Annotated in this window: 22 protein-coding genes; 9 read left to right on the forward strand and 13 right to left on the reverse strand. The window is 45.9% G+C overall.

Annotated elements, in window-relative coordinates; all coding sequences use genetic code 11:
• Positions 1–35: 35 nt before the first annotated feature.
• The gene (locus GA520_RS10090) at positions 36–746 is read left to right on the forward strand and encodes an SDR family NAD(P)-dependent oxidoreductase (RefSeq protein ID WP_163336730.1); all 711 of its coding nucleotides are present in this window, start codon (positions 36–38) and stop codon (positions 744–746) included.
• 16 nt (positions 747–762) lie between these two features.
• Here the strand turns inward: GA520_RS10090 and GA520_RS10095 are convergent, their stop codons facing one another.
• The 5 genes from GA520_RS10095 to GA520_RS10115 all read right to left on the reverse strand — a co-directional run bounded on the left by GA520_RS10095 (position 763) and on the right by GA520_RS10115 (position 5631).
• Positions 763–1029 carry a hypothetical protein gene (locus GA520_RS10095; RefSeq protein ID WP_163336729.1) on the reverse strand — a complete coding sequence of 89 codons (267 nt, stop codon included), beginning with the start codon at positions 1027–1029 and terminating at the stop codon, positions 763–765.
• Positions 1030–1046: 17 nt separating this feature from the next.
• A complete protein-coding gene (locus GA520_RS10100; protein ID WP_163336728.1) occupies positions 1047–2084 on the reverse strand; it encodes an NAD(P)/FAD-dependent oxidoreductase in 1038 nt (345 codons plus the stop codon).
• A 112-nt stretch (positions 2085–2196) separates the two neighbouring features.
• Positions 2197–2949: a succinate dehydrogenase/fumarate reductase iron-sulfur subunit gene (locus tag GA520_RS10105; RefSeq protein WP_163336727.1), complete on the reverse strand. Its 753-nt coding sequence runs from the start codon at positions 2947–2949 to the stop codon at positions 2197–2199.
• A gap of 52 nt (positions 2950–3001) precedes the next feature.
• On the reverse strand, positions 3002–4930 hold the full coding sequence (locus GA520_RS10110) for a fumarate reductase/succinate dehydrogenase flavoprotein subunit (RefSeq protein ID WP_163336726.1): 1929 nt from the start codon (positions 4928–4930) through the stop codon (positions 3002–3004).
• A gap of 95 nt (positions 4931–5025) precedes the next feature.
• Positions 5026–5631 (reverse strand): succinate dehydrogenase cytochrome b subunit, encoded by a 606-nt coding sequence (locus GA520_RS10115; protein WP_304511320.1) that lies wholly within the window; start codon positions 5629–5631, stop codon positions 5026–5028.
• Positions 5632–5972: 341 nt separating this feature from the next.
• Here GA520_RS10115 and GA520_RS10120 point away from each other — a divergent pair, with 341 nt between their 5' ends.
• Positions 5973–6632 (forward strand): HAD family hydrolase, encoded by a 660-nt coding sequence (locus tag GA520_RS10120; RefSeq protein ID WP_163336724.1) that lies wholly within the window; start codon positions 5973–5975, stop codon positions 6630–6632.
• On the forward strand, positions 6613–8226 hold the full coding sequence (locus GA520_RS10125; protein ID WP_163336723.1) for a DUF445 family protein: 1614 nt from the start codon (positions 6613–6615) through the stop codon (positions 8224–8226). The genes GA520_RS10120 and GA520_RS10125 overlap by 20 nt, the downstream gene beginning before the upstream one ends.
• Before the next feature lie 436 nt (positions 8227–8662).
• Here the strand turns inward: GA520_RS10125 and GA520_RS10130 are convergent, their stop codons facing one another.
• The 6 genes from GA520_RS10130 to GA520_RS10155 all read right to left on the reverse strand — a co-directional run bounded on the left by GA520_RS10130 (position 8663) and on the right by GA520_RS10155 (position 14123).
• Positions 8663–9445 (reverse strand): hypothetical protein, encoded by a 783-nt coding sequence (locus GA520_RS10130; protein ID WP_163336722.1) that lies wholly within the window; start codon positions 9443–9445, stop codon positions 8663–8665.
• A 400-nt stretch (positions 9446–9845) separates the two neighbouring features.
• Positions 9846–10586, reverse strand: coding sequence for a SagB/ThcOx family dehydrogenase (locus GA520_RS10135; RefSeq protein ID WP_163336721.1), 741 nt, complete (start codon positions 10584–10586; stop codon positions 9846–9848).
• Positions 10587–10598: 12 nt separating this feature from the next.
• The gene (rlmN, locus tag GA520_RS10140) at positions 10599–11666 is read right to left on the reverse strand and encodes a 23S rRNA (adenine(2503)-C(2))-methyltransferase RlmN (protein ID WP_163336720.1); all 1068 of its coding nucleotides are present in this window, start codon (positions 11664–11666) and stop codon (positions 10599–10601) included.
• Complete coding sequence (locus GA520_RS10145) at positions 11663–12529, reverse strand: radical SAM protein (protein ID WP_163336719.1); 867 nt, start codon at positions 12527–12529, stop codon at positions 11663–11665. Before GA520_RS10145 ends, rlmN begins: the two co-directional genes overlap by 4 nt.
• Before the next feature lie 11 nt (positions 12530–12540).
• The gene (serC, locus tag GA520_RS10150) at positions 12541–13626 is read right to left on the reverse strand and encodes a 3-phosphoserine/phosphohydroxythreonine transaminase (RefSeq protein WP_163336718.1); all 1086 of its coding nucleotides are present in this window, start codon (positions 13624–13626) and stop codon (positions 12541–12543) included.
• A 29-nt stretch (positions 13627–13655) separates the two neighbouring features.
• On the reverse strand, positions 13656–14123 hold the full coding sequence (locus GA520_RS10155) for a tRNA (cytidine(34)-2'-O)-methyltransferase (protein ID WP_163336717.1): 468 nt from the start codon (positions 14121–14123) through the stop codon (positions 13656–13658).
• 450 nt (positions 14124–14573) lie between these two features.
• Between GA520_RS10155 and GA520_RS10160 the strand changes: the two genes are divergently transcribed.
• The 6 genes from GA520_RS10160 to miaB all read left to right on the forward strand — a co-directional run bounded on the left by GA520_RS10160 (position 14574) and on the right by miaB (position 21188).
• Positions 14574–15035, forward strand: coding sequence for a helix-hairpin-helix domain-containing protein (locus GA520_RS10160; RefSeq protein ID WP_163336716.1), 462 nt, complete (start codon positions 14574–14576; stop codon positions 15033–15035).
• Positions 15036–15038: 3 nt separating this feature from the next.
• Positions 15039–16010, forward strand: coding sequence for a tRNA (adenosine(37)-N6)-dimethylallyltransferase MiaA (gene miaA / locus GA520_RS10165; protein WP_163336715.1), 972 nt, complete (start codon positions 15039–15041; stop codon positions 16008–16010).
• 33 nt (positions 16011–16043) lie between these two features.
• On the forward strand, positions 16044–17729 hold the full coding sequence (gene recJ, locus GA520_RS10170) for a single-stranded-DNA-specific exonuclease RecJ (protein ID WP_163336714.1): 1686 nt from the start codon (positions 16044–16046) through the stop codon (positions 17727–17729).
• Positions 17730–18125: 396 nt separating this feature from the next.
• On the forward strand, positions 18126–19571 hold the full coding sequence (gene purB / locus GA520_RS10175; RefSeq protein WP_163336923.1) for an adenylosuccinate lyase: 1446 nt from the start codon (positions 18126–18128) through the stop codon (positions 19569–19571).
• A gap of 14 nt (positions 19572–19585) precedes the next feature.
• The gene (locus GA520_RS27135) at positions 19586–19777 is read left to right on the forward strand and encodes a DUF4911 domain-containing protein (RefSeq protein WP_163336713.1); all 192 of its coding nucleotides are present in this window, start codon (positions 19586–19588) and stop codon (positions 19775–19777) included.
• Positions 19778–19856: 79 nt separating this feature from the next.
• Entirely contained in the window at positions 19857–21188 is a 1332-nt protein-coding gene (gene miaB / locus GA520_RS10180) for a tRNA (N6-isopentenyl adenosine(37)-C2)-methylthiotransferase MiaB (protein WP_240910069.1), read from the forward strand.
• Positions 21189–21197: 9 nt separating this feature from the next.
• Here the strand turns inward: miaB and GA520_RS10185 are convergent, their stop codons facing one another.
• Positions 21198–23252 carry a DNA topoisomerase IV subunit A gene (locus GA520_RS10185; protein ID WP_163336711.1) on the reverse strand — a complete coding sequence of 685 codons (2055 nt, stop codon included), beginning with the start codon at positions 23250–23252 and terminating at the stop codon, positions 21198–21200.
• 62 nt (positions 23253–23314) lie between these two features.
• Entirely contained in the window at positions 23315–25150 is a 1836-nt protein-coding gene (locus GA520_RS10190; RefSeq protein WP_163336710.1) for a DNA topoisomerase IV subunit B, read from the reverse strand.
• Positions 25151–25368: the final 218 nt, after the last annotated feature.

The raw sequence follows: 25368 nt of genomic DNA on the forward strand, positions 1-25368 counted from the left end.
CATTGAAGTGTAAAACCTACGAGGGGGAGTATGTAATGGGAAACATTTTTATAACAGGTGTGAGCGGCGGCCTTGGCAAGGCAATGGCCGAGTATTTCATCAGGGCAGGGGGGGCTGTCTTCGGCGTAAGCAGGAGCGCCCCGAAAGATTTGCTCCAGTTTGAAAATTTCTCGTTTAGAAGCCTTGACCTTGGGAATCACGAGAGTATTCCTCCATGCCTGGACGCACTTTTTACAGACAATCAATTCGACCTTTTTATGTTAAATGCAGGTACTATCGGTCAGTATGGGGATCTGGCTGATATCAGCCTTCAGGAAGCAAAACATGTTGAAGATGTTAACGTCTGGTCGAATAAGGTTATACTTGACTATTGCCTGCAGAAAAAGATGTCAGTAAGGCAGGTTGTGGCTATTTCTTCAGGTGCTTCGGTGAGTGATGCGCGGGGTTGGAGTGCCTACGGTGTTTCAAAGGCAGCACTCAATATGTTGATCAGAATGTACGCAGCAGAAATACCAGAAACACACTTTTGTTCACTCGCTCCCGGCATTGTCGATACCAGTATGCAGGAATATCTCTACAGCCTGGGAAAAGATGATAAATACCAGACCCTTGGTGTGCTTCAGTCTGCGAAAGAGAGCGGCAAGATGCCATCTGCCGAAGCTGCAGCAGAAAATATCATCAATGCTCTTCCCAAGATTCGGGAAACAATCAAGAGTGGCGGGTACGCAGATATCAGGAAGTTATAAAAAATATATAATTGTCTTATCTCTTGTGGCAGAAGAGACATCGATATTTGGGTGGATGTGTTTCGGGGAGGGGAGAGCTTTTCCCCTCTTCATGGCATTGGATGCAGTTTTTACCCGCCTCCTTCTTGCTTTTTATTGCATGAAAAGGCTCATGGATCTCATCATGCGGCAACCGGGAAGTGGTCTCCTCGGGTGCGGACCAGAGAAACAGGAGGATGGTTGCGCCTGTAAGGATAAAGGCGATGTTGAGGAGAATATTCTTGTTTTTTTTCAATATGCTCATAGAGTTGTTTTCTATCGTCAATGTGCCATTTCCAGCTTTTTAAAGCTCAAGGCTTTAGTGCGAAGGAGCAGGGTGATTGTTTCAAATAGCAGTGAGGTGAGAATCCTGTTTTTACCTGTCCTGCGAACCATCCTGGAATGCACCTGATGCATGGCTATTAAACGTTCCATTTGTTGCAGATCAGTACCTTTGTCCGCTATATGGTTTCCGATAATTTCGCCAGATACAATAGCCGGATATATACCTTCCCCTGTCAACCCCGAGGCTAAACCAGCTGCCTCACCAACAAGAAATATATCTCCGAAATTCCAGCCCTGATAGTCATGATTTACAAGTTCCGCCCTTGGTTGGAGACGGCTGAGATCATATCCTTGTTTTTCTGACCATGCAAGAAGAGCAGCTTTTAATGCTGCCGGTGTCATCTGTCGCCGATCAGCATATGCACCTATTGAGATGGAATCATGGTGGGGGAAAATCCAGCCATACCCGTTTCGGAATGTGGTCCAGTCAAGATGCCATTCCATCTTCTCTGCAGTAGCGGGATACTGGTAGTTGATGCCAACACCAAGGCTTTCGGTGGTAAGTCCAAGATGCTTGCGAACCTTTGAAGTTGCACCGTCGGCACCGACCAGTATATCGTAATGAGCAATGTATTCCTTGCCGTTTTCTTTATCTTCAAAAACGAGCTGTTTATTTTCGTGATGAATTTGAGTTAACTGGCATGACGCACGCAAATCCACCCCTGATTTTTTGGCTTTTTCTGCCATATGCCGACCGAGGTTCGTGCGGTTAACCGTGGCGATGATGGGATCTTTTTCAATAATCCGTGCCTGTTGAAAAGGTGTTATAACATGTTGAACATGAAACTGCTTTTCAATGAGATGGGGAGGGACCTTGGTGAGTAGCCCGGACCAGGTGATTCCACCAGCACAAACCTTCGGCCCGAATCTACTCTTGCGTTCAAGCAGCAGTACTTCTTTTTGGTGTTCTGCCAGGGCTGTAGCACAGGCTAGTCCGGATGGCCCGCCGCCGATGATAATGACATTGTAATGCATGAATAAAGAACAACAGGTCCTGGTGGCTATCACATAGATTATGAAAATAAGAAAAAAAGGCCTGCTCCTTTTTACAGGACCCAGGCCTTTTTTGCATGTTTTTTAAAAACCGCTACTCGGTCAATACCGCCTTGAGGTATTCTCTGTTCAGGCGGGCGATATTGCGAATCGATATCGACTTAGGACAGACTGCCTCGCATTCCTTGTGGTTGGTGCAGTTGCCGAAGCCTTCCTTGTCCATGGTTTCGACCATGGACAAGGCTCGCTGTTTCTGTTCTGCCTGGCCCTGTGGCAAAAGGCAAAGTTGAGAGATTTTGGCACTGGTGAAAAGCATGGCCGCACCGTTGGGGCAACTGGCAACACAGGCTCCGCAGCCTATACAGGCAGCTGCGTCCATCGCCAGTTCTGCTGTTTCCGCAGGAATAGGAATGGCATTGCCGTCGATAACACCACCGGTATTCACCGACACAAAGCCACCTGCCTGAATAATGCGGTCAAAGGCAGATCGATCGACAACAAGGTCACGCCTGATGGGGAACGCCCTGGAACGAAACGGTTCAATAACGATCATATCACCGGATGAGAAGTGCCTCATGTGAAGCTGACAGAGAGTCACCTCTTTTTCTGGGCCGTGGGCCACTCCGTCTACAACGGCACCACACATGCCGCATATTCCTTCACGGCAGTCATGATCAAAGGCAACCGGTTCTTTGCCTTCTTTGGTGAGTTTTTCGTTTAATACATCGAGCATCTCCAAAAAGGACATGTCGGTATCAATGGCCTGGAGGTCGTATATTTCGAAATCGCCTAAAGAGTCGCTGTTTCGTTGACGCCAGATCTGCAGGGTAAGATCAATCTTGCTCATTATATTTTACCTTCGTTGAATTCGTGGATAGTTGTTTCAGTATTCACGAGCGTTACTTGTAGCTTCTCTGGCTCGGGGTTACATTTTCAAAAGTCAGTTCCTCTTTGTGCATCTGTGGTATCTGGTCGACACCTTTATGCTCCCAGACAGAAACATGGGAATATTGAGCATCATCCCTTTTCGCCTCATTTTCCTCGGTCTGGCTTTCTTCACGAAGATGGCAACCACAGGATTCCTCACGCTCAAGGGCGTCACGAATCATAATGTCTGCAAACTCAAGAAAATCGGCGACACGTCCGGCACGTTCCAGCGATTGGTTTAGTTCGGAACCGGTTCCCGGAACATAAACCTTATCCCAGAATTTTTGTCGTATTTCGGGAAGCGCGTAAAGAGCCTTTTCCAGGTCCTCTTTATTCCGTGCCATTCCACAATTATCCCACATCAGCTTGCCAAGTTCTTTGTGGATTTCATCAACGGTAACACCGTCGCTCGGCCCTTTGTCACTATTACGGAGAAGTTTTTTCAACCTGTCCTCAACAACGATTTGGGAACTGGCAAACATTGTATTGTCGGTAGTAACCGGATCAAGAGGGGTACTGCCGAAATAGTTGGCAAGACAGGGTGCTATAACAAAATAGCCGTCGGCAAGCCCCTGCATGAGTGCGCTGGCTCCAAGCCTGTTCGCGCCATGATCGCTGAAATTACACTCACCAAGAGCAAAAAGGCCGGGTATCGTGGTCATCAGATTATAATCAACCCAGAGGCCGCCCATGGTGTAGTGAACTGCCGGATAAATCATCATCGGTTCGTTCATTGGGTTAGCATCGACAATCTTGTCATACATCTGGAAGAGGTTGCCGTATTTCTTGTATATCGTATCTTTGCCGTCGCGTTCAATGGCCTGGGCAAAGTCCAGATAAACAGCAAGGCCGGTACCGCCAACACCCTTGCCAAGATCACACTGTTCTTTGGCATTTCGTGAAGCGACATCCCGAGGGACGAGATTACCGAAGCTCGGATATTTGTTTTCGAGATAATAGTCCCGCTCATCTTCAGGTATCTGGGAAGGCGGCCGGGTGTCACCTTTCTTTTTGGGGACCCATACGCGCCCATCGTTTCGAAGACTCTCACTCATGAGGGTAAGTTTTGATTGGTAGTCGCCGTGCACAGGGATACAGGTTGGATGTATCTGTACAAAACATGGATTGGCAAAGCCAGCTCCCTGTTTATGCGCTCGCCAGGCAGCTGTTACGTTTGAAGCCATGGCGTTGGTCGAGAGGAAATAAACATTGCCGTAACCGCCTGTTGCCAGTATAACGGCATCCGCGCTGAAGCTTTCAATTTCACCGCTAATGATGTTTCTTGTTGTTATACCGCGTGCTTTTCCGTCAACAACAACCAGATCCATCATTTCCCGGCGGTTGTACATGGTGACCCCACCTTTGTGAATCTGGCGGGAGAGCGCACTATACGCACCAAGCAGTAACTGTTGGCCGGTTTGTCCACGAGCATAAAACGTTCGTGAAACCTGGGCACCTCCAAAAGAACGATTAGCAAGAGTCCCCCCATATTCACGGGCAAACGGGACCCCCTGGGCGACACATTGGTCGATGATATTATTGCTGACCTGGGCGAGTCGGTAAACATTGGCTTCACGAGCCCTGAAGTCGCCGCCCTTTATGGTGTCGTAAAAAAGCCGATGGATCGAATCACCATCATTCTGGTAGTTTTTGGCTGCGTTTATTCCGCCTTGGGCAGCGATAGAGTGTGCTCTTCTCGGGCTGTCCTGAATGCAGAAGGTTTTTACGTGGTACCCCTGCTCGGCTAATGTTGCTGAGGCTGAGGCGCCTGCTAACCCTGTGCCGACCACAATAACGGAATATTTCCTGCGGTTTGCTGGGTTGATGAGTTTTGACTGGAATTTATGGTTATCCCATTTGTCGGCTAATGGTCCAGAAGGTACTTGAGAATTGAGTTCCATATTGTAAGACCTTGACGTTGTGCCGCAATATTACATGCAGCCGGAATTTTGAAAGTGGTTATAGTAGTGCCGGGCCTGATTTTGAATTTCAATCGTTAATAGCCTGCTCCAATCCCGGTCATAAAGTAAAGCGGGATACCACTGAAAATGACAAGAAATACAATCGGAACGATGTAGGTCAGCTTTCCGATAAGTGCATTATAGCGAGGGTGATTAGCCCCGAATGTCTGCAGCATGGACCAGAAACCGTGGCTTATGTGCAGGGCCAGCGCACAAAAACAGACAATATAAAACAGGCTGTAAAAGAACCCGCTGAACAATTTTTCTACCGTGACTGAGATAAGTACGTTCTCCGGGGCGAAGGTGAATCCGGAGATGTGAACAAGGAGAAACAGTAAAATAGCAAGACCGGAATAGGGCATCGTCTTGGCGGCAAAAGTGTTCTTTTCGTTAACAACCCTTGTGGTAACGGCATAGCGTGACTTGCTGACCTTGTAATTCTCATAAAAGAGATACAGGCCAAAGCCAATGTGGATAAGGAAAATTACAAGCAGGGAACAACTGAAGAAGAAGACAATCAGGGGGTGACTGTGCAGTTGGTCGGCATATTGCTGAAAAATCTTACTGCTGTGATAAATAGTGAGATTACCAGCTACATGCGTGCAAAGAAAAAGTACCAGCATAAGGCCCGAGCATGCCATGATGATTTTTTTTCCTATAGACGTCGTACAAAAGTTGATGAACCACATACGCTCTCCCTTAGAGAAAAGGTTGGATAGAATGGAATCTGACAAACTTGTATCGACAAATCCTGCATATGTAACAAACAAGATTTTATGTACCATCTTCACCAGGATAACAATATCTGTCGTTTCGGTCCCAATGGTATTATTTAAAAACCATCTTTATATGGAATAGGAAAAAAGAAAAGCGAATTTTTACTGATGGAATTGTTCAATCGATTTCATGAGTGTTTGGTTTAAGATTTGTATAATTTGCGCGCAATGTTAAATCACGTTTTAACGTACTGAATTAATTAAACATGAAAATAAAAACGGTAATATTTGACCTTGACGGGACGCTTTTGGATACACTCGAAGACCTTGCAGATGCCTCGAATCAGGTGTTACACATTCACGGTTTTCCCGAGCACCCCGTTGAAAAATACAACATCTTTGTTGGTGACGGCCTCAAAACCCTGATCGCGAGGATAACCCCGGACAAAGCAAGTGAAGTGGATAGAGCCACATGCTGCAAAACCTTCATGCAAGTGTATGCAAAACGATGGGATAAGAAATCAAAACCGTATGCAGGCATTGTCGATATGCTCAAAACACTAAAAGAGAGTGGCAGGCATTGTTGTGTGCTTTCAAACAAACCTCATACGTTCACCCTTGACTGTGCTCAACGTTTCTTTATCAGAGATAGTTTCGCTCATGTTCTTGGCCAAAGGGAGGGTGTGCCGCTAAAACCTGACCCTGCCGGATGTCTTGAAATTGCAGCGCTAACCGATGCGCCTATTGAGCAATGCATCTATGTGGGAGATACATCCGTTGACATGCAGACGGGGAAGAGAAGCGGTATGTTCACTATCGGTGTAAGTTGGGGATTCAGAACCAAAGAAGAATTGTTAGATAACGGGGCCGATTTGATAGTCGATTATCCCGAGGAGATAGTTAGGTATGTCGTATCTGCCGGTTGAGTTTGTACCTTATATAAAATATGCCGCCCCTCCCGTAATAGGGGCTTTTATTGGTTATCTCACAAACAGGATAGCCATTCGCATGTTGTTTCGGCCGCTGAAAGCATGGCGTTTATTGGGCATCCGCGTCCCAATGACACCTGGTGTTATTCCTTCGAAACGGCATGAACTCGCTGAAAATATGGGGGAAGTTGTTGGTGACCACCTGTTGACCAGTACAGAAATAGGTAATGGATTGCAGGCTGAAAAATTTCAGAATCACCTGCTCAATGTTATATCAGAGAGAGTCGGTTCGGTATTATCCCGTGACTTGCCTTCGGTAAGTGAAATTGTCCCCAGGAAATTCTCCAGCTATGTGGATCTCGGTTCAAGAGTTATTAAATATCATGTGAAAGGGTTGATTCGGGGGCATGTGGAATCCGATGATTTTGCCTTAAAAGTCAGGAACGCTGCGGAGGACAAAATAGATCGTTATCTTTCCCGAAACGTTAACGACGTTTTAGGGGGAAGGGAAAGAGAGGCCATTTACCGTTTTGTCGAAACATCTGTGACACGGATGTTTGGTTCTGCGGCTATGGAGTCTTGGGTTAAGGAGTTCGTTCAGGAACAGGTGTACGGTGCAATCCGTCAGGAAAAATCGATTAACGATCTCTTACCGGAATCTCTCGTCGATTTTTTGCGAACCTCGATTAATAACCAGACACCGGAACTACTGAAAAAGCTTGGTAGCATGCTGGCCGACCCGGAGGTAAGGGATGGAATCATTTCTGGAGTATGGGGGGGGATCGAAAATTTCATTGTTTCCCTTGGTCCAATGGGTGCTATGGCACAGGGCTTCCTCAATCGAGAGACCGTTGATGCAAAGGTGCGGGAGTATCTTGATGAAAAAGAGGAAGATATAGAAAACTGGTTAAACTCCGATGAATTTCGAGAGAAGGTCGCCCTTATCCTAACTGAGCGGTTCGATACATTTTGTGCAAAACCGCTAGTCGATATCCTTAATACTGAAAACGATGAAAAAGTGGAACAGTTCTGCTGCCAGCTTAGTTTCCAGATTTTCAAAGCCCTGCAGACTGAGAAGATAAGCGCAGCAGTTACCTCGATGATAAAATCCAATATCGAGGTGAATCTTAATGAGGGAAATGTTGCATTGCAAACGGTGCTGGATTCATTTATCGGCACAGATAGCGTTCAAAGCGGTAGGAAATGGGTTGCAGATGAGGTCGTTGCCATGTTTCGTTCGGAAGACACACTGCATACCATCGATTGTATGGTCGATAATATGATCGACAAGGTCTTATCAAAAAGGATAGGGAAACTTACTCGTTTTCTTCCAAATGATGTGTGCCAACAGATCTACAAGTCTATCCAGAGGGTTGCTTCCGACATGTTGGAAAAAGAGGTACCCGGGCTTGTGGAATCCTTGAATATACGAAGAATTGTTGCCGAGAAATTAAATTCGTTAGATTTACTGCGCCTTGAAGGGCTTCTCTTGTCAATAATGGAGGAGCAGTTCAAATACATCAACCTGTTCGGCGCGCTGCTCGGTTTTCTCATCGGTTGTTGCAATGCGTTCTTACTGGTAATGATGTAATTGGAATGAAAGGGAATGAAAAAACATATTAATACGATTTCCCATTCCATGAGATCCACTTATTGAGAATGGGAAACAACTGGTGGTTGCTCCATTACTAACCGCATTAGAGCTGTGCCCGTCCCGGCAGCAACTCCTAAAAGTACAGCCGGAATCGTCAAAAATGATATTGTAAATATATCGTATTGTAATTCGCTCCTCCTGAAATGCGACCAAACTGTGAAGCTAGAACCTCAGATACCGATACCATGAAGATACTTCAGGTATCTGGAAACATGAAATCTGCCTTGATGATCAAGGCAGGGCAGCGGTTATTGGCAGGCGTAAGAGTGTAGAGACCTCTTTTGTTACCCAAAGCCTATTCCCCGGCATCCTTCGCGGGAATGGGAATAAGCAAAAAGGTGAGTTGGAGTTGACACGAACATTGAATTCGTATTTAAAATTGCCATATCAAAGCCATAGTGGGACCGTCTTGAGAAATGTCATAGAGATAACCGTTGTCTTCATAATCTACATCAAGATATCTATAGCCAAGTGATGCGAGGAAGACTTCGCTGAATTGGTAGGCAAGGTTGACGCTCAAGTCCCACAAAAGGTCTGACCCAACACCGAATCCTCCGATTGATGCGAGTCCGCTGATGAAAAATTTAGATTGGCCAATGGGCATCCGTCCTCTTATGCCAATAAGAGGATCGACCCAGTCTTCCTTATTTGCTATCTGGTTACTCGGCAACAATCCTGCAGTGACGGATAATTCTGATTCTACCGACCAGTATCTCAGGCCTGCAAGAAGATCAACTTGGCCTTTGTCTTGGCCATAAAGTCTGTATACTCCGGATGCTGAAATTAGCCAGGACGTTGTTCTTGAAGAGAGTGTATTGAAATATTCCCCAGGTGTTTGATCTCCTATCTCGATATCAGTATACACAACATCGGCAGATATTCCGAAGTCGCCCTTCATTGCATCGCCGACAAGCATGATAGCCCCGTTGATGTTACCAAGAATGTCATCATAAAAATCAATATCGATATCGGCCGCCGGATAACCAGGGGAGGTTCCAACGGTACCACTCTGTCCAGCAAGCCAGGCATAGGGGGCAATCGTAAATCTCCATTCCTCAGTTTCTGAGGCAAATCCCTGAAAAGGGAAAGTGCAGAGAGTGACAAATGTTGTCAAAAGTATAGATAGTTTTCGTGTTATTGCTACAGGTGTATCCATGATCTCTCCTTTATTGGCTAAATGTTCGCTTGTCTAAAATTGTAAAATCCTAAAGAGTTTCTTTTGTACGAGAATTATACCTTTATCCCAGCGAACTCGCGCTGTTCGTTTTTTGATGGATCGTTGGGCATTAGCAGGTAAGTGCTCTAGATCAGCCAATGTGACAACTTCTTGATAAGTATTTGTTATTTTTATACTACTGAATGCCAGGCAACCATTACCCGTTCCTGCAAGGATGGCGACATCATTCATGGAAGGCAGGAACTGTTTTTCTCCCTCACAAACCCTTTTATTGGGTTAGGATATCATGTGCAGTCTATTCCGACAAGGCAGTTTGTGGCTGTGTGGGAGGGCTTGATGAGACTTGTATCAAACGGTATGTTGAATGATTCTGATACTCTTAACCGTCAGCAGAACCGATAGCAGCCATGTAGACAACGGTTTCTTCCTGCCCGTCAATATCAAGAATCCCGTTAACCTCATCATCGAAGAACGCACCCACAGGGCAGCCGCATAAATGTTGGGCTTCCGCGGCAAGCAGCAGGTTCTGGCAAATATGACCTGCATCCATTAACATATAACGCAATCCGCGATCACCGTATTTGGACATATTTCTTCTGAATACAGACGTCCATACAAAAGTAACTGCAGCCTGCTGTATGAATTGCTGGTTCAAAGCTGCCATGGCGAGGTCCTGTGCCACCGATTCGCGACGCAACTGTTCGAGCTCAAATAATTCAGGGTCGAAATGGTATAACCCTCTTCCCAGCCCCTCAATATTTTCAATTGCAAGATACGTTTCAACAGGATACAGGGCTCCGGCTGATGGTGCTGTACGGAAAAGATACTTTCCGGCCGATGCAGTTACTCCCTGAGCAGCCCAGAGTAGAAATCCGAGAGTTTCAAGGGTGATCGAATGGTCATTGAACTGTCTTTTGGAACGTCTGTTCTGCAGGAGGGGAACAAAGAGGGGCTCATCAATTGACCAATCGGTCGGAAGAGTATACCTGTCAGCATCTGGAAATTTCTTGTAAGGGGTGCCGGGAGTAATAGTAGCACGCCTGAAAGTGGCTATGTCGCCCCTGTTCAAGTTGCTGTGTTTCATATACTGATAGGCTTTGGTGGTTTTCAGCGTCGGCATTGAATAATTTCCTTATGGCTGCCCCTTTCTCTCTGAGGCTAGCTGCCCGCAAGCGGCAGAGATATCAGATCCTCGGCTGCTCCTGATAAATACCGAATAGTGTGCCTCCATGAGAATTTTCTGGAAAGCCAGGGTTCTTTCACGTGTTGGGCTCCTATAGGGGAGGGCATCGCATTCATTATAGGGGAGCAAGTTGATCTTGCATGGTATTTTACGTAATTTTTTTGCGAGCAACCGTGCATGATTGTCGGAATCATTTACACCTTCAAGTAGTACATACTCAAACATGATCCGCTTGCGCTTTGGCATCGGGTAATCCCTGCAGGCATGAAGGAGCGCTTCTATGTTATGCCGCCTGTTGACCGGCATGAGTTTGTCCCTGGTAGCATCATCTACTGCGTGCAGGGAAATTGCCAGGTTGACGGGACTGTTTTCACCAAGCTTTCTAAGATTCGGGACAATGCCACATGTTGAAACGGTTATTTTTCTCGCAGCCAGGTCCAACCCTTTCGGTTCCGTTAAAATAGAAAGGGATGTCAAAACATTGTCGAGATTATTTAGTGGCTCACCCATCCCCATATAGACAAGATTCGTGACCCGGTCGGGTCCAATCCGCTCTGCCGGATCTTGAATAAGTAAGAAGTCACGCACCGCACACACCTGATTAACGATCTCGGAAGGTGTAAGATTTCTGACAAAACCCATAGTCCCTGTCAGACAAAAGGCGCACCCCATGGCGCAGCCAACCTGGGATGAAATGCAGAGTGTATTCCGTTCTTCTTCCGGGATCAGGACGCTCTCAATAACGTTTCCGTCTTCAAGGGTGAAACCAAATTTCACACAGCCGTCAGAGGAGCGTTCTGTAATTGCATTGTCGAATTGAGAAATGTACGCATTCTCAGTCAGTGCAGACCTGAATACTTTCGCCAAATCGGTCATTTGCGAGAAGTTCTTAATGCCGGGTCTATATAACCACGCCATTATCTGGCGACCACGAAAAGCGGGCTGCCCCAGACTCTCCACGTAATCAACCAGTTGATCGGTACTGAAATTTTTTAGATCTGTTTTGGTATCGGTCATAAACTACGCAACATCTCCGGCACCATTTTGCGGTTACCATGGAGAGCCTCGTCAATTTCATGTAGCAGTTTTGCCTTATCACGCGGTAATCTCCCCGTGACTGGAACATAGTTCGAGGCGTGGTTTGCATGGATCTGGGTTGTACAATTTAGATGATACAAAATAAGCCTTAACTCCCTGAGCAGCTCTTCCGGTGTCGGAAGAATGAAATCTCCCTGCAAAACATGCTGCCCGAGTTCGGTATTGTCAAGGGGCATAAGGGTGAGGATCCCTATTTGTCTGGGCTTCATCTGATTAAGCACCCTGGATGTGTCCAGGGCATGTGCTTCTGAAAGAATAACCTGGCCAAGACCGAGAAGGGCGGTAACAGAGAGGAACAGGCCGACAGTTCGAATTTTTTCTGCGGCAGCTATCATGGTTGAGGCGGTTTCACCCTTTTTTACACTGGCTAGAATTTCATCGTTCCCACTCTCAAGGCCAAGATATACCCGGTCGAGCCCAAGCTCCTTCAGCCGCTGAAGTTCAGCTTCGGTTTTAGAACGGATGGATCGTGCGCTGGCATACAGAGAAATCCTGGTTACCCAGGGAAGCTTTTCCCTTATTACTACAAATAATTTCTCAAGTCGGTGGAAAGGGACGATAAGCGCATCGCCGTCTGCGAGAAATATCCGTTTTTGTCGCGCACAGAAGGTGGCAGCAAAATTAAGGTCTTTCTTTATGGTAGCGGCGTTTTTAATAGAGAAAAGCTTCTCTTTATAAGCGCCGCAGAATGTACATTTGTTATGGGAGCAACCGACCGTCACCTGGAGGATAATTGACTGAGCCTCGCTGGGCGGTCGGATGATTTGACCGTCGTAGTCCACTAATGAAGCAATCAGGCGGGGTTGGCAGCTTCAAATTCTTTCATGAATGCAACCAGCTTCACAACGCCTTCTCGGGGGAATGCATTGTAAATTGAAGCCCTGCATCCACCTATGGAACGATGTCCCTTTAATCCACTCAAGCCTATTGCAGCAGCTTCGGCAATGAACTTTTGCTCAAGTTCGGCAGTTGGCAGGTTGAACGATACATTCATAATAGAGCGAGACTCTTTTTCTGCATGTCCTCTATAGTAGTCGGTGGCATCAATAGCGTCGTAAAGTAACCCGGCTTTCTCCCTGTTGATTTTTTCCATTTCGGCAACACCACCTTTGTCCTTGAGCCACTTCAGAACCTCGCCAACTATGTAAATCGGAAAAGTAGGCGGGGTATTGAACATGGAGTCCTTATCCGCGTGGGTCTTATAGGAGAGCATTGTCGGGATGTCAGACGGAACGGTGTCGATAAGATCTTCCCGGATTATTACCAGTGTAACACCCGCAGGACCCAGGTTTTTCTGGGCACCGGCAAAGATGAGACCGAATTTGGAGACATCAAAGGTGCGTGAGAGGATATCCGAAGACATATCGGATATCAGCATCTTGTCAGATTTTGGCATTTCAGCGTATTGCGTACCATAAATTGTATTGTTGGATACGAAATAGAGATATTCGGAATCAGGATCGACGGTGTATTCATCATCTGTCGGAACCCTGTTAAAGCTCTTTTCTTCACTGGAGTAGGCAACATGTATATCAGCAAGTGCCTGGGCTTCCTTGATGGATTTCTTGGACCAGGTGCCGGTATTCAGGTATGTTGCTTTTTTTCCGCCAGCAAGGAGGTTCATGGGAATCATGAAGAATTGGCTGGAAGCACCACCCTGCAGAAAAAGAACCTTATAATTATCAGGTATCTCCATCAGTTCACGCAATAAGCTTTCGGCCTCTTCAATTACCGCCATGAATTCTTTGGAACGATGACTGATTTCGATGAGACCTATGCCGGAATCTTTGAAATTAATGACATCTTTTGACGCCTGTTGCAACACTTCGTAGGGCAGTGTGGCAGGTCCGGGGCTGAAATTGTAAACTCTTTCTGGCATAGGTTTTCTCCTTGTTTCGATAATTACTATTACTGGTTGTTCTGCCGCAGTGCCTCGTAAAGGACAATGCCTGCAGCCATTGCAAGATTTATAGAGCGAATATTGGGATTTTCCATAGGTATGGTATAACACCTGTCTGAATATAGTGTTCTAATTTCTTCAGGCAAGCCTTTTGTTTCTTTACCGAAAACGATGATGTCTCCAGGGCTGTATTGCGCCGTGGTATATGGTACGTCTGTTTTAGTTGTTAAGAAATAAAGCTTTCTTTCATCTGCCTCAAGCAGAAAGCTGTTCAGGTCATCCCAGTGATGAATGTCAACATGTTTCCAGTAATCCAGGCCCGCTCTCTTCAGGTGCTTGTCGTCTGTTGAAAAGCCAAGTGGGTGGATCAAGTGAAGAACACTATTGGTGGCACCACAAAGACGAGCAATGGAGCCGGTATTCGGTGGTATTTCGGGTTCGACAAGAACGATATGGAATTTTGATGGACTAAGCATTGTTATTAATACGTTAAGTCAAATATATATTGAACATGTCTGCAAGCAGGGTTAAGGTCTCGGCGCACGCATTTCAGGCGAAGGTCGGCAAAGAGAACAGTCTCATCTCTTTGTAATTGAAACCTGCAATGAGAAGTAACATGAGGATCTAGTTAGTTTTCATCCTAAAACGAGTCATTTTGTTCAAGATCAAGGCGAGTCTGAAAATTTCACCACAGGCACATGTTTGATATTACGAGGATAAGAATTTCAGTCGCAACGCTGAAATTGGGCCCAAAAAGGCAATTTCAGGATGGAAACTTGTTATATACCTGCTCAATCAAATCGAGACAAGCAAAATTAAATTTTGCGGTGCCATGTCGGCCTGCGGTGAGTTATGATATGATTCCGGCAAAAAAGAAACCGCATATTGGCATGCACGTCTTACTCTTTTCACAATAGGGGACAGTCTTGAGCAGGTTAATAGAAAATCGCACTACGATCAGGACGGCCCACAATCAGACAACCGGTGCACTGGTGTTTGTTTTTTTACTTCTATTCCTTAGTATTGTTGTTCACTTTAGCGACATAATTGAGGCAAGAATCCCGGTAACGCAGCATCGCGGCAAAGCAGACCTCGTGTCTGGCAATAAAGAGTTATTGCTTGCAACTGCACAAAATCTCTCGGAAACTCCGCTGGTATCTCAAGTAAATCATGCCCACACACCGTTTTTTTTCATGCCGGTACGTGTTAATGACGCTTCTTTGGAAATGCTTACTACCATTACGGGAATTGGACCCACTATCGCCGCCAGGATTTTAGAATTCAGAACAAAGGAGGGCAGGGTGGGGAGCGTTGATCAGCTTTTATCAATCAGCGGGATTGGACCCGAAAAGCTGGTACGTATCAGGCCTTATCTCACGGTTCAATAGACAATGGCACAAAAAGAATTCAACAATCATCCTCCTCAACCTGTTGTCGCTATCGTTGGGCCGACGGCTATTGGGAAAACATCACTCTCAATTGATATCGCTCAAGAGTTTAACTGCGAAATAATAGGGGTTGATTCCATGCAGGTCTACAAGCTCATGGACATAGGAACGGCCAAGATCACCTCTGAGGAAATGGAAGGGGTGCCTCACCACTTGATCGATATCCTGTATCCGGATGAGGACTACGATGCTGCCGGGTTTGTTCGTGACGCATCAGTTTTGGTGGATGAAATTACCGAGCGAGGTCGCATTCCGCTCATGGTGGGTGGCACTGGCCTGTATCTGAAGTCATTCAAGGATGGGCTTTTTGAGGGTATTCAAGTAAAGCAGGAGATCCGCAAACAACTCAAGCATAGAGTTGCAACTGAAGGGGCTAATGTCCTGCATGAAGAATTGCAGCTATGTGATCATGTATCCGCTGAAAGGGTTCACCCAAATGACACATCAAGAATAATTCGGGGCCTGGAGATATTTCAATCGACAGGAGTCCCCTGGTCGACCCACCTGGCAAGACAGGCAAGCGGTGACGCAACAACAGGCAGTCGGCAGGGCATTCTTATTATCGGCCTCACCTGTGAGAGAGAACTCCTGTATAGACGGATAAACATGAGGACAAATTTCATGATAGATCAAGGCCTTGAGGGAGAGGTTCGATCTCTTCTTGAGATGGGCTACAAGCAGGAGTTGAAGTCTATGGGGTCTATCGGATACCGACACATGATTCACTATCTGAAAGGAGATTGGACAAAGTCGGAAATGATGGAACTTCTGGCAAGAGACACGAGGCGGTATGCAAAACGCCAGTACACCTGGTTTAAAAAAATGGAAGGGATTGAGTGGTTTGATTTTCGTGACAATGGAAAAGTAATAGAGAGAGTAAGAGGATGGCTCAATGAAAATCATGGCACAGTGTAAATAATTAAGACAATGCAAAACAGCAATGCCAGAATGCAAAACCTCCCGGAGCTCATTAGGGAGTTGTTATCCCGGAGGAACATTCAGGGAGCGGGTGACCTTGAGAAATTTCTTTACCCGAGGCTTGAATCTTTACCGCACCCTTCTTCAATGAAAGGGCTAAGCTCTGCGGCTTCTAAAATATGCAGGGCAATTGAAAACGATATCGAGATCATTGTCTGGGGCGATTATGATGTAGACGGGACGACAGGTACGGCTTTGCTTGTCAATTTCTTCAGGGAGCTAGGCGTCGAAATTCAGTATTATATACCAAACCGACTTGCTGAGGGTTACGGTTTAAGTGGCCCCAGGTTCCTGGAAAGATTTAAAAATGAAGTAGATAGTGGTGCTTTGCTCATCACGGTTGACTGCGGCATTTCCGACAGGGACGCAGTGGGCACAATTGCAAGTGCTGGCTGTGAAGTCATAGTTACGGATCATCACCAGATGCCGATTGGTGGCTTACCGGACTGCGTGGTTGTGAATCCGAACCAGCCCGGATGTGGATTTAATGGAGAGATGCTGGCTGGTGTAGGTGTTGCTTTTTTCCTGGCAGTTGCTGTTCGTTCCCGTTTATCTGAGGTTGGATACTTCTCGTCCCGCCCGCGTCCAAACTTAAAGCAATATCTAGGTTTTGTGGCACTCGGCACGATCTCAGATCTTGTGGAACTGACTGAGACGAACAGGATCCTGGTAAAGGCAGGCTTTGAAGCATTGACGGATTCCAGCATACCCGGCATTGCCTCCTTGCTTGAAAATGCTGAAATATCGGGAGGTACAATAACTTCCGAAGATATTAGTTTTTCTCTGGGCCCACGCATAAATGCTGCTGGCAGGTTGGGGGTGGCTAACGTTGCGGTGGACCTGATGGTTTGCGACAATATGAGCGTAGGCGCAACCTTGTCGTCACAGCTTGAAAAGCACAATGAAAAACGTAAGAAACTGTGCGAAGAATGTTACAACAAGACTCTAGATAATGATGATAGGTGTCTGTTAATAGGTAAATATTCAATTGTAGTGTCTGGTGATTTTCATGCTGGCATTATTGGCATTGTTGCCTCCAGGATTGTTGAGAAGTTTAAAAAACCCACAATCGTGTTTGCCAGAGAGCGTGACCCTGGAGGGTGCTTCCGCTACAAAGGCTCAGGGCGCTCCATTCCCGGCGTCAATATCCTTAATTGCTTGCACGGTTGCTCGGATGCAATCTCGCGATACGGTGGCCATGGGATGGCCGCCGGCTTAACTGTTGAAGAGACAAACTTCAACAGTTTTGCAAGAATGTTTGAAGAACACGCTAAACTTGCAAGTAAAGAACGTAATCTTTCAGAATTGATACAAGCTTCCCATGATGTGGAATGCTCAATTGACGATGTGATGGATGATGAGTTCCTGAAATATTTCTCGCTCATGGAACCGTTTGGGCCAGAAAATGAGAAGCCGGTTTTTCTGGATCGCCAGGCCTCGATTGTCAGCTGCAAGGCGATTGGCTCAGATAATCAGCATCTGCAAATGGTCCTGAGGGGTAAGTATGCCAACCACAGGGCTATCGGCTTTGGTCTTGGTGGCATGGCTGCTGATATTCGGGCCAGCAGGAAACAGGAGTTTTATTTCACACCAATGATTAACAGGTTCAGGAATAAAGAGACCTGGCAGGTAAGGGTTATTTCTGTTTCAGTCTAGAATCTCCAACTCTTCCTGAGTGGGGAATTCTATTTTTGAAAAATCCATTCTCTCATTTTTCAATTCACACCAAGGTTGCCGAGGGGACTGCTTGCGTAGGGCAATGCATTTGCCAGTAAGAGAAAGACTTGGATTGGGACCAAGCTATCTAGTTGAATACACTACGTATAATATATATATACATAATATACATTATGCGACATTGTATTAATGATGTGAATCGCAGGCCCGGGGCCTTGGTTCTACATAGTTGCATCGACTTTGGATTCTGGCCTTGTGTTACCTGTCTGGTGAAGGATGTTTTAATTCCCTGAAAAAATGGTATACTGTCAGGCTCTTTCGAGAATTAAGCTTTTACAACATAATAAGAGATCATATTGAGAGGTACATTACGTGATAAATAGAGAAATATACCAAGAGCCCCTTGTGAGTCGTTACACCAGCAGGGAGATGCAGGAACTTTTTTCAGAAAAAACCAAATTCACCGCCTGGAGAAAGTGCTGGATTGCCCTTGCAGAGGCTCAGCATGAACTGGGCCTTGATGATCTCGTCACTTCTTCAATGATTGAAGAGATGAAGGCAAATGCTGACAATATTGATTATGACCTGGCTGCTGAAAAAGAAAAAGAAATACGCCACGATGTCATGGCCCATGTATTTGAATTCGGGACCAAGTGTCCTTTGGCCGCCGGAATTATTCATTTGGGTGCAACCTCTCAGTTTGTCGTGTGCAATACGGACCTGATGATTCAGAAGGATGCCCTTCAGCTTGTTCGTAACGGGCTGCTTCAGGCTATAGAAAACCTTGCGAGCTTTTGCGAGAAGCATAAAGGCCTCCCAACGCTTGGTTATACGCATTATCAACCGGCACAGCCCACAACTGTCGGAAAAAGAAACACCCTGTATATTCAGGATTTGCTTACAGATCTACAGTATGTTGATTTTCTCATATCAAACATTAAAGCTCGAGGTGCCAAGGGGACAGTCGGAACCCAGGCCACTTTTATTGAACTTTTCAAGGGGGATCATCAAAAGGTCCGCCAGCTTGACCAGCTTGTTTCTGAAAAACTAGGGTTCCTCTCCCCTATTCCCGTTACCGGGCAAACGTACAGCCGAAAGCTTGATATGAAACTTGCCGAAACGCTTGCAGGGGTTGGATCGACGGCTCATAAGTTTGCAGTTGATTTACGGCTTCTTTCCAACTTGAAGGTTCAAGAAGAGCCCTTTGCTAAAAATCAGACTGGCTCCTCTGCCATGGCGTATAAGCGTAACCCTATGCGCTCAGAGAGGATGACCGGATTGTCCAGAAAGCTCATGGGGCTGGTAGTTGACTTTTCAGCGACCTACTCCAATCAGTGGTTTGAGAGGACGCTTGATGATTCTGCCATTCGGAGGATGGATATTCCGCAGGCTTTTTTGCTCACAGATGCAATATTGAAGCTTTTTATCAACATAACGTCAGATATGGTTGTTTATCCTAAACAAATAGAACGTCAACTCAATGCTGAATTGCCGTTCATGGCTACCGAAAAAATTTTAATGGAAGCCGTAGAAAAAGGCGAAAGTCGCCAGGAGATGCATGAAGTTGTTAAGGAGCATTCTGTTGCAGCAGGCAAAGTTGTTAAGGAAGAAGGTAAAGAAAATGATTTACTTGTCCGAATTGGCGATGACAGCAGGATCCCTTTTAATCACTCGGAACTCAAAGAGATGATAAGTGACTACACTCAGTTTACCGGACGAGCCAGTCAGCAGACTGAAGAATTCTTGAGTGAAATAGTGTACCCACTTTTGAAGGAAAATAGGGGCAAAATGTCAAAGGTCGATGCGTCACTTAGCGTATAGCTCGATACTACTTCATGAAAAATCTTTATCTGCGCATTGCGCCTGACTCTTTCCACTACCTTAAGTTTATCTTAGAGGGGTATGACAATTTAGCTATTCTCTCTAGTGTCGATATGAAAAAAGGAGTTGTTCGGCTCAGGTATTCAAGTGGTCTCGAGAGTGAAATGTTTAAGTTGCTCAAGAGCATAGCTGGCAGATTGTTATAATTTGTCTCTTAAAATAAAATATTATCCGTTGTTATAGATGAAACAGTATTCGTACTTTATAAAAACTTTCGGTTGTCAGATGAATGAGCGTGACTCCGAGATCATGTCTCAGGCGCTAGCTGGTTCAGGTTACGTTGAGACCATGGAGATGGAAAGCGCTGACCTGGTCATACTCAATACCTGCTCCATAAGGGCAAAAGCTGAGCAGAAGGTAATGAGCCTGCTGGGTTTATTGCGAAAACAAAAGAAACGGCACCCTGAAATGCAAGTTTGCGTTGCAGGGTGTGTCGCTCAGCAAGAAGGTGAAAAGCTTGTTGAGAGAATGGAGCACGTTGACCTTGTGGTGGGTACCCAGAACATTTACCAGATTGATCATTTGCTGGAACATGCCAGGAAAAACCCTGGATATATCGCAATTTCAATGGAAAAAGATTACACCATCCCTGTTTTTTTACCCGACCAGGCAATGGGCGCTGCTTATACGGGAAAGGGTGACTCGCCTTCAATTTTCCGGAAATTTGTTACCATAATGCAGGGTTGCAATAATTTCTGTGCATATTGCGTTGTTCCCCACACGAGGGGTCGGGAAGTGTCCCGCAATGTTAAGGACATAAAGGGCGAAATTCGCGTATTGCTTGAAAGTGGCATAAAGGAAATAACCTTGCTTGGTCAAAATGTTAATTCGTATGGGCAGACTAATATTGTGACAAGCGATGGCGCCCCCTTTTCTTTTGCAGAATTACTCCATGAGATTGCCCACCTGGAAGGATTGCAACGTTTGCGGTTCACCACCTCGAATCCTAAAGATTTATCTGATGATTTAATGAAGTGTTTTCGCGACATTCCCAACCTGTGCCCCCAGTTTCACCTGCCGGTACAGGCTGGCTCAGATAAAGTGCTCAAGAGGATGAACAGGAAGTACTCCATAGCCCGCTACCTTGAACTCGTTGAGCAGCTCAGGGAGTATTGCCCGGACATCGCCCTGAGTACTGACATTATCGTTGGGTTCCCCGGGGAGACTGACAAGGATTTTGAAGAGACAATGGGTGTCCTGGAAAGGGTCCGCTATCATGGTTCCTTCTCCTTTAAATACTCTGATCGTCCCGGCACGGCAGCTGAAAAATTCAATGACAAGGTCGATGAGAATGTCAAAAAAGAGAGGTTGATGAGATTTCAGGATCGCCAGGACGAGATAAGCCTTGACCGAAATAGGGAGTATGTCGGAACGATAAGGGAAGTTCTTGTTGAGAGTGCTAGCGGGAAAGCGTTAAAAGGCCGAACAGTCACAAATCACATCGTTCATGTGGATGACACGTTGGGTAGAATCTTGAGGCCTGGAGATTTGGTTGATGCCGAGATATATCATGCCGGTCAGCACTCGTTAAAAGGCAAGCTGGCCCGCATGAAATAAATCACAGCCCTATTCGGAGGAGCCACCCTCCCCTTCTGTGTCTGGAAGTTGCTGTTGACCCGTATCGGCATCAGTGGCTTCCTCTTTAGTTTCGAGTCCGGGCAGACTGAGGTTCTTCTTCTTCTCCTCCTGTACCTTCTCGGTTGTTTCGTAAATCCTGCGAACAACTCTATTTGACAACCTCTTGCCCTTGGCTGCAGCTCCCTTGATCAGGTACTCATCGAAATCGATATCGATTATATTGGTTTTTGCTCGCGGTGATGGCATCAGGTTGACGCGGGCGTGCCTCTCATTGCCAAACAGGAGCAGCAGGATTCTTGAGCGCTTGTGGGGTGGGAAAAGTTCATATTCCTTTTCCATTATAAAGGAAGGCATTTTAAATCGCTTAATGTAAACCAGGTTCTCGCGCCCGTCCCTGTAGGCGATATTGAAAATCAGGTTCTTGCTCACCTTTCCAAACCACTGTATGTCGTAGCCAACAAAAAGCTTTTCGACAATAGGTATGATCTTGTATTTGCCGGTGGCGTAAATAAGGATAAGTCGATCGTATTCAGAGCAACTTACAGTAAGATCTTCACCTGTTTCGTTAGGTTTGACCTGGTGTCCAAGAAAGCCAGTTGCGCTGTCATAACCAACAGCGAGGTTTGAGATTGCGACTTTCCTGACACTCACCTCCTTAAAGGATTTTATCTCGGTTCGCCGCGGATACCGTGCGCCATATTTTTCAAGGAGTCCGTCGAGATATGAGATGGTGTAGCCAATCATATCCTTTAGTGATTTTTCAATCGTTTTTATATCTTTCCCGATTGCGCGGATCTCTTTTTGCTGTTTGTTAATGTCGAAACGGGAAATTCGCTTTATCTTTATCTCCAGTAATCTTTCTATATCTTCAAGTGTAACAGGTCGGATTAGTTCCTTTGAGAATGGTTTCAGTGCAACCTCGACAGATTCTACGACTGCCTTGTATGTCTTTTGTTCTTCGATGTTTTTATACAGTCGCTCCTCGATGAATATTTGCTCAAGTATGCGAGCATGCAGTTTCTCTTGCAGTCGGGACAGGTCAATTTCAAGTTCGCGAGTCAGGTCGGCGACCAACTTAGTGGTGTTTTGCCTCAGAACTTCTGAAACAGACATTGTGGCCGGGTGGTCACCTTGGATAAGTGTCAGGTTTGGTGATATGGAGATCTCGCAATCCGTGAAGGCGTACAGCGCCTTGATAGTGTCGCCGGCATAGATTCCCCGAGCCAGCTTTATCTCTATCTCCACCTCTTCAGCAGTGTAGTCGTTGATAGAGATGATTTTTATCTTCCCGGACTTGGCAGCCTTTTCAACTGATTCAATGAGAGACTGGGTTGTTGTGTTGTATGGGATTTCCTTAATTGTGATGGTTTTGTCATTTTTTTCTTCAATGCGGGCGCGGCAGCGGATTTTCCCATTGCCGTCTTCATAGCTGGTTACGTCGACAAATCCCTTTTGAGGGAAATCCGGATAAAGAATAAATTCTTCGTCACGCAGAATGGCCTGTTGCGCCTGCAGGAGTTCGCAAAAATTATGCGGCATGATTTTCGTGGCCATGCCTACGGCAATACCCTCGGCCCCCTGCAGTAGCAGTATTGGGATTTTTGCAGGCAGAGTGACAGGTTCCACCATTCTGCCATCATACGAATCGATGAACTCAGTAAGCTCATTCTTGAAGAGCACCTCCTTGGCAAGTGGCGAGAGGCGGCACTCGATGTATCTGGCAGCAGAAGCCTGGTCGCCGGTGTAAATGTTGCCAAAATTACCCTGCCTGTTAATCAGGTAGCCTTTGTTTGCCAGGTTGACCAGTGCTGCAAAGATGGATGCGTCGCCGTGCGGATGAAGCTTCATTGTCTCGCCAACTACATTTGCAACCTTGTGGAAACGACCATCTTCCATGTTGAACAATGTTTGAAGGATGCGTCGCTGTACAGGTTTCAGTCCGTCTTCGATGGCGGGTATGGCGCGTTCACGGATAACGTATGAGGTGTATTCCAGGAAGTTTTCGTCGAAAAGTTTGTGCAGCTTACCAGTTGATGGTTCCATTCAAAAATAACACTTTAGGGAAGATTGTTTATAATTAACATTAAGAAAAATCCAGCAATATCCTACTCGACAGGCACAAGGTTCTCCATAATGTATTGTTTTCTCTCCGGCGTGTTTTTGCCCATGTAAAAGGAGAGTACCTTGCTGACCTCACTCAATGAGTCCAGGGTGACACTTCGCAGTCGAATCTCGCCGGAAATAAATTGTTTAAACTCTTTTGGGGAAATTTCACCCAGTCCCTTGAATCGCGTTGTCTCGACGTTGAGTTTTCGTTTCCCTCTGCCCTGTAACTTCTTGGTCGCACTCACCTTTTCCTGCTCTGAGTAGCAGTAAAATGTTTCCTTCCTGTTTCGAACACGAAAGATTGGTGTCTCAAGGATGTAGATGTGTCCCAACTTCACCAGCGGCTCGAAGTAGTGAAGAAAGAAGGTGAGCAGCAAGTTTCTGATGTGCAGGCCGTCCACATCGGCATCAGTTGCAAGGATGACTTTGTCGTATCGCAGATTGCCGATGGAATCTTCAACATCAAGCGCACGCATAAGTGAATACATCTCTTCGTTTTTGTAAAGTATGGCCAGTTTTTGGCCAAGCACATTCATTGGCTTACCTTTAAGGGAGAATACAGCCTGCGTGAGCGGATCTCTCGACGATACAATCGAACCGGCGGCAGACTGCCCTTCGGTGATAAATATCATATTCTCCCGCCCATCCTTGGAGGGTTTGCCTTTTGACGGGTGGTATTTGCAATCCTTAAGCTGAGGGATCTTGAATGCGACTTTTCGAGCCTTCGCACGCGCTTCCTTTCGGACTGATTGCAATTCCTTGCGCACCTTCTCGTTACGCAGAATTTTCTCAATCAATCGTTCGGCAGATTCTGATTTTTTGTAAAGGGTGTCTGAAACTGCGTCCTTGACCTTGCCGACAATCCAGGATCGGACCTCGGTGTTGCCAAGTTTGTTCTTGGTTTGCGACTCAAAAACCGGCTCCTTGACTTTTATTGCCAGGGTGCCGACTATGCCGTCCCTGACGTCTGTATTAACAAATTTTTTATTTGAAAACTCATTTATCCCCTTCAGGATTCCTTCGCGAAATGCCGAAAGGTGGGTACCTCCTTCGCTGGTGTAAGTGCCATTGACGAATGTGTAATAGTTTTCACCGTAACTGTCGATATGGGAGAATGCGAACTCGAGGGTGGAATCCTTATAGTAAATGGGGTCGTAGATGTTGTCGCCGTTTAGTTCCTTGTCTAAAAGATCAAGAAGTCCGTTTGCAGAATAGTACTGTTTCTTATTGAGAAACAGTTTGAGTCCGGCGTTAAGGTAGGCATATCGCCACATTCTCTTTTCAATAAACTCATTATCAAAGGAGAATTCTCCGAACATTTCCGAGTCGGGAAGGAAGTCGATACTGGTACCGTTTTTTTCTTCGGACTCTCCTTCGGTCTGTTCCTTGAGGATCCCCTTGGAAAATTGAGCTGACGAGAAATTGCCGTCACGATAGGCAGTTACGACAAAGTCTTCAGATAAGGCGTTAACAGCCTTTGTGCCAACACCGTTCAAGCCGACAGAAAATTGGAAAACATCTGTATTGTACTTTGCTCCAGTATTAATTACTGAGACACAATCAACGATTTTCCCTAACGGTATCCCCCTGCCATAATCCCGGACATGAACCCTGCCGTCATCACTGATGTGGACATCGACACGTTTTCCTGCCCCCATGATGAATTCGTCGACGGCATTATCAACAATTTCCTTAAGTAGAATATAGATACCGTCATCCTGGTTTGAGCCATCACCAAGACGCCCTATGTACATACCCGGTCGTTTGCGGATATGCTCAAGGGAGCTTAGCGTTTTGATCTTGCTTTCGTCGTAATTATGGGTAGGTACGTTCATTTTTTGAGGTCTGCCACAGGGTTGATCGTTATGAGTCTGGATCGTATACTATTTCATTTAAGTTCAATTAGCAACAGCCATCATAAGCCGCTGGTCCATACTCTGCCTCTCCCTGTCGGCAGCCCATCATTGATAATGCGCAGTCATGCGCACATCACACAAGTAGTTGTATTGTCATCCAATTAACCATGAAGTGCCTTCACATCATTCTGACCCTT

The organism is Desulfopila sp. IMCC35008 (assembly GCF_010646885.2).
Lineage (GTDB): Bacteria > Desulfobacterota > Desulfobulbia > Desulfobulbales > Desulfocapsaceae > Desulfopila.